This is a genomic window from Mycobacterium sp. 3519A, from assembly GCF_900240945.1.
Lineage (GTDB): Bacteria > Actinomycetota > Actinomycetes > Mycobacteriales > Mycobacteriaceae > Mycobacterium.
On record NZ_OESG01000013.1, the window covers coordinates 1,110,699 to 1,124,105 of the forward strand.

A 13,407-nucleotide genomic window follows, 5' to 3' on the forward strand; every position below is an offset into this window, starting at 1 on the left:
TCGGTCGACGTTTACAAATCCCAAGACTGGAGTTGACGAGTGGGTATGCGGCCCGCGGCGCGAATGCCGAAGCTGACACGACGTAGCCGGATTCTGATCGGGGTCGCCCTGGCGGTCGTGCTGCTGCTGTTGTTTGGACCGCGGCTGGTCGACGCCTACGTCGACTGGCTCTGGTTCGGCGAACTCGGGTACCGCTCGGTGTTCACCACCCAGTTGCTCACCCGGCTCGTCGTCGGTGTGGTGGCCGGCGTGGTGATGGCCGCCATCGTCTTCGGTGCGCTCGCGCTGGCCTACCGCACCCGGCCCGTGTTCGTCCCGACCGCAGGCCCGAACGATCCGGTGGCCCGGTACCGGACCGCGGTGATGACGCGGCTGCGGCTGATCGGCATCGGGGTGCCGGTGGTCATCGGCGTCTTCACCGGCTTCTTCGTCCAGACGTACTGGGATCGGATCCAGCTGTTCCTGCACGGCGGCAGCTTCGGGGTGGCCGATCCGCAGTTCGGCAAGGACCTCGGCTTCTACGCGTTCGATCTGCCGTTCTACCGGCTGGTGCTCAGCTACCTGTTCGGTGCGGTGTTCATCGCGTTCATCGCCAACCTGGTGACGCACTACCTGTTCGGTGGCATCCGGCTGTCCGGGCGTACCGGAGCGCTGAGCCGCTCGGCGCGCATCCAGCTGATCACGCTGGTCGGCATCCTGATGCTGCTCAAGGCCGTCGCGTACTGGTTCGACCGCTATGAGCTGTTGAGCCACGCCGACAGCCGCAAACCGTTCACCGGCGCCGGCTACACCGACATCAACGCGGTGCTGCCCGCCAAGCTCATCATGATGACCATCGCGGTGATCTGCGCGGTCGCCGTGTTCTCCGCCGTCGTGTTGCGGGATCTGCGGATCCCGGCGATCGGGGTGGTGCTGCTGCTGCTGAGCTCGCTGATCGTGGGCTGGGGCTGGCCGACGATCGTCGAGCAGATCAGCGTCAAACCCAATGCGGCACAGAAGGAAAGCGACTACATCAGTCGAAGTATCACGGCCACCAGACAGGCCTACGGGTTGACGGCGGACACCGTCACCTACCGCGACTACAGCGGCAACGCGCAGACCAACGCGCAGCAGGTCGCCGCCGACCGCGCGACGACGTCGAACATCCGACTGCTCGACCCGACCATCGTCAGCCCGGCGTTCACCCAGTTCCAGCAGGGCAAGAACTTCTACTACTTCCCGGATCAGCTGTCGATCGACCGCTACAACGGACCCGACGGCAACCTGCGCGACTATGTGGTCGCGGCGCGAGAACTCAACCCCGACAGGCTGATCGACAACCAGCGGGACTGGATCAACCGGCACTTCGTCTACACCCACGGCAACGGGTTCATCGCCTCACCCGCCAACACGGTCCGCGGCGTCGCCAACGACCCGAACCAGAACGGTGGCTATCCGGAGTTCCTCGCCAGCGTGGTGGGCGCCAACGGCAGCGTGATCTCGCCGGGGCCTGCGCCGCTGGACCAGCCGCGCATCTACTTCGGCCCGGTCATCGCCAGCACGTCGGACGACTACGCGATCGTCGGCAAGAACGGTAACGACCGCGAATACGACTACGAGACCAACACCGAAACCAAGAACTACACCTACAGCGGTAAGGGTGGCGTTCCGATCGGCAACTGGTTGGCGCGCGCCGTGTTCGCCGCCAAGTTCTCCGAGCGAAAGCTGGTGTTCCCCAACCCGATTGGGCCCGACAGCAAGATCCTGTTCAACCGCGATCCCGCGCAGCGGGTGAAGGCCGTTGCGCCGTGGCTGACCACCGACACCAGTGTGTACCCGGCGATCGTCAACAAGCGGATGGTGTGGATCGTCGACGGCTACACCACGCTGGACAACTACCCGTACTCACAACTGACGTCGCTGTCGTCGGCCACCGCCGATTCCAACGAGGTGGCGGTCAACCGGCTTGCCCCGGACAAGATGGTGTCCTACATCCGCAACTCGGTGAAAGCCACCGTCGACGCCTACGACGGCACCGTCACGCTGTACGCGCAGGACGAGAAGGATCCGGTGCTGCAGGCGTGGATGAAGGTGTTCCCGGGAACGGTGAAGCCCAAGAGCGACATCTCGCCGGAACTGCAGGCGCACCTGCGGTATCCGGAGGACCTGTTCAAGGTGCAGCGCAGTCTGTTGGCGAAGTATCACGTCAACGATCCGGTCACGTTCTTCTCGACGTCGGATTTCTGGGATGTGCCACTGGACCCGAACCCAACCGCGAGCAGTTTCCAGCCGCCGTACTACATCGTCGCGAAAGACCTTGCGTCCAACGATGGTTCGGCGTCCTTCCAGCTGACCAGTGCGATGAACCGGTTCCGGCGTGACTTCCTGGCCGCATACATCAGCGCGAGTTCCGATCCGGCCACCTACGGCAAGATCACGGTGTTGACGATTCCGGGTCAGGTCAACGGTCCGAAGCTGGCCAACAACGCGATCACCACGGACACCGCGGTCAGCCAGGACCTCGGTGTGATCGGGCGCGACAACCAGAACCGGATCCGGTGGGGCAACCTGCTGACGCTGCCGGTCGCGCAGGGCGGGCTGCTCTATGTCGAACCGGTCTATGCGTCACCGGGGGCCAGCGATGCGGCGTCGTCGTATCCGCGCCTGATCCGCGTGGCGATGATGTACAACGACCGGGTCGGCTACGGCCCGACGGTCCGCGACGCGCTGACCGAGTTGTTCGGCCCCGGTGCCGATGCGACGGCGACGGGCCCGGCACCGGCCGGGCCGGTGAACGGACAGCCTGCTGCCGCGCCACCGCCGTCTGACGGCCAGCGTGCCGCGGCGCCGCCGCCCAGCCAGGGTCAGGCGCCCGAGGTGCCCACTCCGATCGCGGTGCCGCCGAATGGCGGGGCGACGCAGCTGTCGGGGGCCAAAGCCGCAGCGCTGCAAGAGGTCAACTCGGCGCTGGACAACATCCGGCAGGCCCAGCAGAGCGGTAACTTCGCCGACTACGGCCAGGCGCTGCAGCGGCTCGACGATGCGATAAAGAAGTATCAGTCGGCCAAGTAGCGTCAGGCCGGAGGTAGGCCCGCAGCCAACACCTGGGCGGTGTGCAGGGGGCGACGGCCGGGGCACAGATCCTTGATCTGCGTCCGGCAGCTGAATCCGTCTGCGATCACCAAGGTGGCCGGATCGCTTCCCCGCAGGGCTGGCAACAGCTTGTCTTCGGCGCATGCCACGGATACGTCGTAGTGGCCGCGTTCGAACCCGAAATTGCCTGCCAGACCACAACATCCAGCGTCGAGGACGTCAGCGTTGACCCCCGCGTCGGCGAGTAACTGTCTCTCGTGCGTGTAGTGCAGTACCGCGTGCTGGTGGCAGTGTTGTTGGACGACCGCGGTCATCGAAAGCTGCGGGGGATGCCAGTCGGCGTGCCCGTCGAGCAACTCTCCGATGGTCTGGGTCTGTCCGGCCAGCCGATGCGCGTCCTCGTTGTCGGCGAGCAGTTCGGGCAGGTCTGAGCGAAACACCGCTGCGCAGCTGGGCTCGAGCACCACGACTGGCGTTCCCGCGCGCAGCGCGGGGCGCAGCACCTTCAGAGTGCGGCGCAGCACGCGTTTGGCCGTCTTCAATTGGCCGGTCGAAATCCAGGTCAGCCCACAGCACACGGTGTGTTGCGGCACGTCGACACGGAATCCCGCGGCCCGCAGCACTGCCACTGCAGCGCGGGCGATGTCGGGGTCGAAGTAGTTACTGAACGTGTCGGGCCACAGCAGCACCGTCGGACGTGAGGGATCGTCGCGCTGCTCGCGGAACCACTGGCTGAACGGCTGACGCGCGAACTGAGGCACGTTGCGTTGGGGATCGATACCGCCGATCGCTTTGACGGCTGCGGCGAGTGGTTTGCTTCCGGTGAGCATGTGGGCCGCGACCGGGACGGTTGCGGCCATTCGCGCCCACAGCGGGATCCAGCCCATCGAGTAGTGCGCCATCGGCCGGATACGGTGTCGGTAGTAGTGGGACAGGAATTCCGCCTTGTAGGTGGCCATGTCGACGTTCACCGGGCAGTCGCTGCGACAGCCCTTGCACGCCAAGCACAGATCCAGTGCATCGTGCACCTGCTTCGAGCGCCAGCCGTCGGTTATCACGTCGCCCTGCAGCATCTCGAAGAGCAGCCGCGAGCGTCCCCTTGTGCTGTGTTCCTCTTCGCCGGTAGCCCGGTAGCTGGGACACATCACTCCGGACTCGTGGCCGCGGCACTTGCCGACACCGACGCAGCGCGCCGCGGCGTGCGGAAAGCTGTGGTGATCGTGCGGGTAGCTGAATTCGGTGCGCGGCTCCAGGGGTAGGTAGTCGACGCCGAACCGCAGGTTCTCATCCAGCCGATATGGGTTGACGACCTTTCCCGGGTTCATCCGGTTGGTCGGATCGAACAGTGCCTTGGTCTTCTCGAAGGCCTGAACCACCCTGTCTCCGAACATGATCGGCAGCAATTCGCCCCGGGATTGGCCGTCGCCGTGCTCACCGGACAACGACCCGCCGTAGTCGGTCACCAGATGCGCTGCGTCGATCGCGAACCGCCGGTAGGTGGCGACCCCGTCGGCGGTGCGAAGGTCGAACGGGATGCGAGTGTGCACGCAGCCCTGACCGAAATGCCCATATAGTGATGCGCTCTGGTAACCGAAGCGCTCCAACAGCTTTCGGAAGTCACGCAGATAGTCGCCGAGCCGGCTCGGCGGCACTGCCGCGTCTTCCCATCCTTCGTGCGTCTCCGGTCCGGTCGGGGGATAGGCCGTGGCGCCGAGGCCCGCTTCCCGCGCCGCCCACACCTGCCGCTTCTGGTCGGGATCGTCTAGGACCGTGGCGTTGCGCGCCGCTGTGTGCAGCGCGTCGATCATGGCCTTCGCTTTGTGGTCCGCGTCTTCCTGGCACTCACCGTCCAGTTGCACCATCAGCCATGCGTTTCCGGGTGGAAGGTGGCGCAACGCCTTCTCGGCCAGCCGCCGCGAGTGCTCGAGTTCGACGAGCCGATGGTCGAGGCCCTCGAGCGCGGCGGGTTCGTGCTCGAGGATCGCGGGCAGGGCGTCCGCGGCGGTGGCGATGTCGTCGAATGCGAGGATGGCGAGCGCGCTGGCCGCCGGTCGGCGGACCAGTTGCAGCTCCGCACGAAGCACCGTGACGAGCGTGCTCTCGCTGCCCACCAACGCGCGGGCAAGCTGAAAACCATTCTCTGGCAACAGCGCATCGACGCCGTAGCCGGACACCCGGCGCGGAATGTGGGGGTAAGCAGCGCGAATGTCGTCGCCATACTCGTCCACGATGCTGAGCAGGCCACGGTAGAGGTCGGCTTCGCGCCCCGTGCCTTGACCGATGGCGCGGGCGTCCGCTGTGTTTGTCGCACCGACCCACGTCCGCAGCCCGTCGTACGTGAGGATCTCCAATCTGCGCACGGAATCGGCCATTTTTCCGTACGCCTGCGCGGTGGATCCGCACGAGTTGTTGCCGATCATGCCGCCGATGGTGCAGCTGACATGGGTCGAGGGCTTCGGGCCGACCATCCAACCGGTGTGCGCCAAATGGTCATTGAGGACGTCCAGCGCTATGCCGGGTTCGACGACGGCGGTGCCCGCGTCGGTGTCCACCCGCTCCACTCGATGACAGTGCTTGCTCCAGTCCAATACCACCGCGGCGTTGCAACATTGACCTGCAAGACTGGTGCCGCCGCCGCGGGACAGCACAGGCACGTCGTGGTCGTGGCACACCCGGATGGCTCGCGCCGCGTCGTTGGGATTGTCCGGCACGACGACGCCGATCGGTATCTGCCGATAGTTCGACGCATCGGTCGAATACGTCGCCCGTGAGCCTGGATCGAAGCGAACTTCACCGGCCACGTGTTGACGCAACGCGGCGGCCAGTGACTTGAACGGAAGCGCGGTCGTGGTCATCGTGGTCCTGTCATCGGGGTCTCATGGCAAGCGGAAGGGTTCGAGATCTGCGCTGCGCAACGTCAACCCGTGTCCGGCCGCATCGGAGGGCAGTCGCAGTACACCGTCAAGTGGGAGCGTCGCGCCGTCGAGGAACCGTGTCTCTATCCGGGCATGGTCGTGGAACCATTCCAGATGCCGCAGATTGGGCACACAGGCCGCGACCGCAGCGTGCAACCACGGCGCGCAGTGCGCCGAGATCTCCAATCCGTGTGCGGCGGCGACGGCTGCCACCCGCAGCCATTCGGTGACGCCTCCGCATCGGGACGCGTCGGCCTGAAGGCAGTCGACCGCGTCAGCGCGGCACATCCTGCCGAAATATGCCAAGTCGTAGCCGTATTCGCCTGCAGCCACGTCAGCCGTGATGGCCTCGCGAACTATTCGTAGGCCTGCGAGGTCGTCGGACGACACCGGCTCTTCGAACCACCGCACGTCCATGTCGTCTACGGCGCTGATCAGTCGGATCGCCTGTTTGGCGTCATATGCCCCGTTGGCGTCGACGTAAAGTTCGACGGCGTCGCCAATGACGGCGCGTGCCTGCCGAATTCGCGACATGTCGCGCCTGGTGCACGTGCCCCACGATTCGCCGATCTTGATCTTCACCCGCGGGATGCCGAGTTCCCCTGTCCATGCGTTGAGTTGGTCGCGCAACCGCAGGTGGTCGTAGGTGGTGAAGCCGCCGCTACCGTAGACCGGCACCGCATCGCGCACGGCGCCGATCAGCCGGTGCATCGGAAGGTCGAGCAGGCGCGCCTTGAGGTCCCACATCGCGATGTCGACGGCCGACACCGCCTGGCCTGCGACACCTCCTCGGCCCACATTGCGCACCGCCTTGACCATGGTGTCGAACACGCCGGTGATATCGAAACTATTGCAGTCCAGTAGTTTCGGAGCCAGCACGTCGGTGATCAGGCCCGCGCATCGCGGGTCGCCGTACGTCCACCCCAAGCCGGTCGTGTCACCGGAACACACCTCGGCCACGACGAGGGTCGTGCTATCCCATGACAGGGTGCCGTCAGCCTCTGGCGAGTCGGTGGGGATGGTGTACGCGGTGGCCGATACGTCGGTGATTGGCGTGTCGGTCACCGCTCTGGCAGACGTTGTCATGGCCGAACTCACGAGCCGCGATGAGGGACGAACTCCTGGGCTTTGGCCTTGACGCCTTCTTTGATGAATCCCCAGCTGTCCTCGTCGCCCTTGAGCACAGCGCCTGCCAGCGCCGTGAACTGATCCCAGGTGGCATGTGGCGGGATCGGTGGCATGTCCGGATCGGTGTGCACGTCCAGAACGGTCGGGCGGTCCGCCGACAGCGCTGTTTTCCATGCGCCAGCCAAGTCGTCGGCATCGGTGATGACGGCTGAGTTCAGGCCGAGCCCCGCCGCGAATGCGGCGAAGTCGACGTCGGGAAGGGTTTGCGATTCAACAAACTTCGGTGCGCCGGCCATCGCGCGCATTTCCCAGGTGACCTGGTTGAGGTCGTTGTTGTGCAAGATCGCGACGATCAGCCGTGGGTCGCGCCACTGCTCGTGATAGCGCTTGATCGTGATCAGTTCGGCCATGCCGTTCATCTGCATGGCACCGTCACCGGCGAACGCGATGACCGGACGGTCGGGATGGCCGAATTTGGCTCCGATCGCATACGGCACGCCCGGCCCCATGGTGGCCAGCGTGCCCGACAACGACCCGCGCATATCGCCGCGGAACCGAAGCTGTCGCGCATACCAGTTGGCCGCCGATCCGGAGTCGGCCGTGACGATGGCGTTTTCGGGAAGTTGCGGTGACAGTTCCGCGAACAGTCGCAGCGGGTTGACCGACTTCGCGCTCACCATTGCGCGCTTGTGCATGGTTTCCCACCACCTGGTGACGTTGCGTTCGATGTCGCTGCGCCACGACCGGTCGGACTTGCGGTCCAGGTGTGGAAGTATTGCCTGCAGGGCGGTTTTCGCGTCCGCGACGACGTTCACCTCGTACGGGTAGCGCATCCCGATCAGGGTGGGGTCGATGTCGATCTGGACTGCGCGGGCCTGGCCGAACTCGGGCAGGAACTGCGTATAGGGAAAGCTCGACCCGACGGTGAGCAGTGTGTCGCAATCGCGCATCATCTCGTAACTGGGTCGGGTACCGAGCAACCCGATGGATCCCGTCACCCACGGCAACTCGTCGGACAGCACGTCCTTGCCGAGCAATGCCTTTGCGGCTCCCGCGCCGAGGAGGTCGGCGACCTCGGCGAGTTCCTTGTGCGCGCCGCGGGCGCCGGTGCCGACCAACATCGCCACCTTCTTGCCGGCATTCAGCACGTCGGCGGCCTGGCGAATGGCGGCGTCGTCGGGCGCGATGGCCGGCCATTGGACGCCGATGCTCGACGGCACCATCTTGAAGGCGTGGGTGGGAGGCGAGTACGTCAGTTCCTGGACGTCCGCAGGGATCACCAAGGCGGTAGGGGCCCGTCTCGCCAATGCCGTACGGATCGCGCGGTCCAGCACATTGGGCAATTGCTCTGGCACCGTGACGGTTTGGACGTACTCGCTGGCCACGTCCTTGTACAGGTTGGCAAGGTCGATCTCTTGTTGGTACGAACCGCCGATGGCGCTGCGGTTGGTCTGTCCGACGATCGCCAGTACCGGCACGTGGTCGAGCTTGGCGTCGTAGAGACCGTTGAGCAGGTGCACCGCACCCGGGCCGGAGGTCGCGATGCAGACGCCGAGGCCGCCGGTGAATTTGGCGTAGCCGACCGCCTCGAACGCACTCATCTCCTCGTGGCGCGACTGGATGAACTGTGGGTTGTTGTCGGCGCGGCCCCAAGCGGCCAGGACGGCGTTGATGCCGTCGCCCGGATAACCGAACACGTGGCGGACGCCCCAGTCGCGCAAGCGCTCGAGCAGATAGTCGGCGACGGATTTCTCTGACATTTCGCTCATCTCTCCTTGGTACTCGCGATAGTTGCTATAGGGCAAGTATTGCTTGATAGCAATTAACTCAGCCTGGGTGCAGATTCTGCTCGTGGCGGCGCGCCGAGGTGGCGGTGTGATGACCGCTCAGTTGCCGCGCCGTGTTGATCAGACCCACCAGGCTGAACGCCTGCGGCGTGTTCCCGACCTGCCGGCGGCGCACGGTGTCGTATTCCTCGCTCAGCAGCCCGACATCGTTGCGCAGAGCCAGCAGTCGGTCGAACAACGCTGTCGCTTCGTCGTCGCAACCGATGCCGCACAACGCATCGGCCAACCAGAAGCTGCAGGCGAGGAACACGCCCTCGCCGCCGGGAAGTCCGTCATCGCTCTGCTTCGGGCGATAGCGCAACACGAATCCGTCCTGGCACAGCTCGCGTTGCACGGCGCGCACCGTGCCCACGACCCGCGGATCACGCCAGGGCAGGAATCCGACCCTGGGCAGGAGCAGCAGCGCCGCGTCGACTTCGTCGGAGCCATACGACTGGGTGAAGGTGTTGCGGTCCGCGTCATAGCCGTTGGCGCAGACGTCGCGGTGGATCTTGTCGCGAAGTGCCCGCCACCGGTGCAGCGGGCCTGACAGGTGGTGGTGCTCGATTGTGCGCACGGCTCGGTCGACCCCCGCCCATGCCATCACCTTGGAGTGCACGAAATATCGTGCGGGACCGCGCATTTCCCATAGGCTGCTGTCCGGTTCCTCCCAGTGGCCCTCGAGGAAATCCAGCAGGGCGCGTTGCACGTCCCACGCGGTGTTATCGGTCGGCAGCCCTGCCTCGCGCGCCAGGTGCAGGCCGTCGAGTACCTCACCCCACACGTCGAGCTGGAACTGCCCGGCCGCGGCGTTGCCCACCCGCACCGGCTGAGAATCCTCGTATCCGCGCAGCCATGGCAGTGTGAATTCGGGTAGTCGGCGCCTGCCGTCCAAGCCGTACATGATCTGCAGATCGGCCGGGTCGCCTGCGACGGCGCGGACCAGCCATTCGCGCCAGCCGCGTGCCTCCTCGACGAATCCGGTGCCGAGCAGTGCCTGCAGCGTGAAGGTCGCATCGCGTAGCCAGCAGTAGCGGTAGTCCCAGTTGCGCGGTCCGCCGAGTTGTTCGGGCAACGACGTGGTGGCCGCGGCGACGATGCCGCCGGTGGGTTGATAGGTCAGCGCCTTGAGCAGCAGCAGGGACCGGCGGACCTCGTGCTGCCAGCCTCCGGTATAGCGGCACTGCTTCATCCAGCGTGTCCACCATTGTTCGGTCTGGCAGAGCGCCGCATCTGCGTCAACCGGATCCGGTCGCGGTAGATGCGATACCTGGTAGGTCAACACGAACGGAACACGTTGGCCTGCTTGGACTTCGAACTCTGCGGTAGTCGTCATGTCCTTCCCGCGCAATGGAACGGGGGTGCGTAGCCATACGGCGTCAGGCCCGGCGATGGCCGTCAGATCCTCGCCAAGTCGGCGTACCCACGGCACCACGTGTCCGTAGTCGAACCGCAGGCGCAGCACCATGCGCATGGGTACCCTGCCGCGCACTCCCTCGACGATGCGCACCACGTCGGCGGCCACCCCCCGCGGCGGCATGAAATCGATCAACCGCACTGTCCCCTCCGGGGTGTCCCACTCGCTTTCCAACACGAGTGAGTCGTCGCGATATCGGCGGCGTGTCGCGGGGCCGCCGGCAGCGGGTACCAATTGCCAACTGCCGGCGTCACTTCCACCGACGAGGGCGGCGAAGCAGGCCGGTGAATCGAAGCGTGGCAGACACAGCCAGTCGACGGCACCGTCGCGGCTCACCAACGCCGCGGTCTGTTGATCGCCCAGTAGCGCATAGTCCTCGATGTGCGCCAACGTCAGCTCACCTGTTCGAGATCAACGACCACCTTGACGTCGTCGTCCTGAGGCGCAAATGCGTCGGCGGCGCGGTGCAACGGCACTCGCCGGGTGATCAGACCCGCCAGCCACGACGCATCCGCCTTCGCCAGCGCCTCGGCTGCCTGGTGGTAATGGCGCAGATTGGCGTTGACCGAGCCGACCACCGCGTCGTTCTCGAGCACGAGTTCGCGATTGACGGCGCCTGCGTCGACCTTCATGGTCCGCCCGGACGGTGAAACCCCGGTCAGGCACACGATGCCGTAGCCGCCGGTGTTGGCGAGCGCCCCGAACACCAGCGGGCCTGCGCCGGTCGCCTCGATCACGACGTCCGGTTGCAGCTTGCCGGCCACCTCGTTGATGTCGGCATGGTGATACGTCGCCCCGAGCGCGCGGACGAGCCCGGGCTTGGGGCCATCGGTAACGCGGTCGAGGACGTGGGTCTCGAGCCCTTGCTGCACCGACAGCAGCGCTGCCAGCAGACCGATGGGTCCGGCGCCGGTGATCAACGCCCGGTTCGGCTCGAACCACGCCCGCTCGCCGACGAGCCGCACTTGCTCCCACGCCTTCGCCACGACCGTGGTCGGCTCCATCAACATCCCGACGTCAGCGAGGTGCGGATCGAGGCGGACGGCGTAATCGCTTTCCACGCACCACCGTTGGCTACCGTAGCCGTCGAGCTCTTTGATGCCCCGCTCGGTGTAGCGGCCATTGCGGCACATGTCGAACTCGCCGTGTGCGCACGCGCCACACGGCTCCGGGTCGGGCCTGCGCACCACACCGACCATCAGGTCGCCTGCGTCGAATCCACTTCCACTCGGTGCCCGCTCGACCCGACCGAGCGACTCGTGTCCGAGGACGAGCCTGTCGCGCCCCGGCGGCGCCCAGCCGTATTCGCCTCCTGCGATCTCCTTGTCTGTGCCGCAAATTCCGATGGCGACGCCGTTCACAAGGAGTTCGTCCGGGCCGGGGTCTGGTTCCGGAACGTCCTCGATCTGCAGTGAGTCTGGTTTGGACACCTGGACGGTCAGTGCTCGCATATGGGCAGACTTGCCGCAACACGGGTATTGCAAACCACCAGCAATAGTTGCTTTCAGGTAATTATCAGGCGATAGTGTCGGCATGAGTGCGGTCGAACGCAAAGGCGGCGCCGTATCGGCGCGTCAGGTGGAAGCCGTAATGGCCGCGTCCAGGGCCTTGGTCGGTATGGCGGCTGCCTCGGTCGCGGACGTCGACGACATCGTCACGGTGCCGCAGTTGCGTGTGCTGATGATGATTTCGACACGCGGGCCGATGAATCTGGGTTCGGTCGCGGCCGCGCTGGGCGTCAGCGCGCCGAACGCAAGTCGGATATGTGATCGCGTGCTCAAGGCTGGCCTGTTGCATCGCAGTGAGGATCCGGCTGACCGTCGGAACATCACCCTCACGCTCACCGATGAAGGACATGCGCTCATCGACCGGGTAGCCGAACATCGTCGTGCCGCGATAAAGCGGGTGTTGCGCAAGATGAACGCTCGCGACCGGGAAACCCTTGCGAAGGTGTTGGACGTTTTCGCCCAGGCGGCGGGGGAGCCGCACGAGCTGGACGTCACAGCGGTCTGAGCCTCAGGGCCTCAATTCTTGCCCTCATGTAATATTTGCCATGAGGCAACAAATGGGTCAGCACATTCGTAGACATGAGTACGCGACGGCGAGTCCGGCGCGGATGGGCGAGATCCTCTCCAAAGCGCAAGGCATGGAAGTTCACCTCTTGGGCATGACGCCGGGAGCGACGATCCGGCATGTGCGACACGACGCGGGCTCCTCCAGCATCAGTGAGACGTCGGTCGCGGGTGTTCTCCGTTATGCCTGCGAGCCCGGGGACGCGGTGCTCGTCACGGAACTGACCGCCGGCCACCTGAAGCTGACCTGCGGGCGACGTGACGAACGGTTGGCCGCCGGTCGTCCCGTCCTGGGCGCCCGTCGCGGTCGCCCGCAGGTCTTGCAGGCCCGCGATGCGCGGATACGTCAGCTCACGATCGGCACTGGCCTGCTCGACAGTGTGGTGGCGAAGCGCGGACCCATGTCGATCGAGTTCCTGGGCATTCAACCCCCGACGGACGGGCTGGCCGACCTGTGGCGACGGACCGCCGATTACGTGGCACACGTCGTGACGGGACGGTCGGATACGGGGCATCCGCTTGTCCTCGCATCGACAACGCGGTTCGTGGCTGCGACGCTGCTGACGTGTTTCCCCCACACCGTTCGAATCACATGTGACGGACTCGACGACACCAGGGCGTCCACTGAAATGCTGCGTCGGGCTGTCACATTCCTCGACGAGAACTTCGACCGCGACATCGGGGTCTGTGACATCGCGCATGCAATCCACGTCACGCCGAGAACCGTTCAACTGATGTTCCGCCGTCATCTCGACACGACGCCGATGGGATATCTGCGTCAGGTGCGCCTCGACCAGGCGCATCGCGAGTTGACACGGTTCGATCCGGCGTCGGCCACGGTGGGTGAGATAGCCGCGCGGTGGGGGTTCGGCCACGCGGGCCGCTTCTCGGCGCGGTACCGCAAGACCTACGGATGCTCTCCGAGCGTCACGCTGCGCGGCGGCTGAGCACGCGATTTGGTGTGAAACCTGCGTCTT

Annotated in this window: 8 protein-coding genes; 3 read left to right on the forward strand and 5 right to left on the reverse strand. The window is 65.5% G+C overall.

All coding sequences use genetic code 11. The annotated features are described in order from the left end of the window. Positions 1-39: 39 nt before the first annotated feature. Positions 40-3,051 carry a UPF0182 family protein gene (locus C1A30_RS13235; RefSeq protein WP_101948738.1) on the forward strand — a complete coding sequence of 1,004 codons (3,012 nt, stop codon included), beginning with the start codon at positions 40-42 and terminating at the stop codon, positions 3,049-3,051. Positions 3,052-3,053: 2 nt separating this feature from the next. Here C1A30_RS13235 and C1A30_RS13240 read toward each other — a convergent pair whose 3' ends face one another. From C1A30_RS13240 to C1A30_RS13260, 5 genes are all read right to left on the reverse strand, one after another. Next, entirely contained in the window at positions 3,054-5,927 is a 2,874-nt protein-coding gene (locus C1A30_RS13240; protein ID WP_101948739.1) for an FAD-binding and (Fe-S)-binding domain-containing protein, read from the reverse strand. A 21-nt stretch (positions 5,928-5,948) separates the two neighbouring features. Continuing rightward, positions 5,949-7,073 carry an enolase C-terminal domain-like protein gene (locus tag C1A30_RS13245; RefSeq protein ID WP_101950176.1) on the reverse strand — a complete coding sequence of 375 codons (1,125 nt, stop codon included), beginning with the start codon at positions 7,071-7,073 and terminating at the stop codon, positions 5,949-5,951. 8 nt (positions 7,074-7,081) lie between these two features. Next, entirely contained in the window at positions 7,082-8,875 is a 1,794-nt protein-coding gene (locus C1A30_RS13250; RefSeq protein ID WP_101950177.1) for a thiamine pyrophosphate-requiring protein, read from the reverse strand. 67 nt (positions 8,876-8,942) lie between these two features. Then, the gene (locus C1A30_RS13255; protein ID WP_200828349.1) at positions 8,943-10,754 is read right to left on the reverse strand and encodes a glycoside hydrolase family 15 protein; all 1,812 of its coding nucleotides are present in this window, start codon (positions 10,752-10,754) and stop codon (positions 8,943-8,945) included. After that, on the reverse strand, positions 10,751-11,809 hold the full coding sequence (locus C1A30_RS13260) for a glucose 1-dehydrogenase (RefSeq protein WP_101948741.1): 1,059 nt from the start codon (positions 11,807-11,809) through the stop codon (positions 10,751-10,753). Before C1A30_RS13260 ends, C1A30_RS13255 begins: the two co-directional genes overlap by 4 nt. 82 nt (positions 11,810-11,891) lie before the next feature. Between C1A30_RS13260 and C1A30_RS13265 the strand changes: the two genes are divergently transcribed. Then, the gene (locus C1A30_RS13265) at positions 11,892-12,371 is read left to right on the forward strand and encodes a MarR family winged helix-turn-helix transcriptional regulator (protein WP_101948742.1); all 480 of its coding nucleotides are present in this window, start codon (positions 11,892-11,894) and stop codon (positions 12,369-12,371) included. A 40-nt stretch (positions 12,372-12,411) separates the two neighbouring features. Further along, positions 12,412-13,377, forward strand: a complete 966-nt coding sequence (locus C1A30_RS13270; RefSeq protein ID WP_101948743.1) for a helix-turn-helix transcriptional regulator — start codon at positions 12,412-12,414, stop codon at positions 13,375-13,377. Positions 13,378-13,407 lie beyond the last annotated feature (30 nt).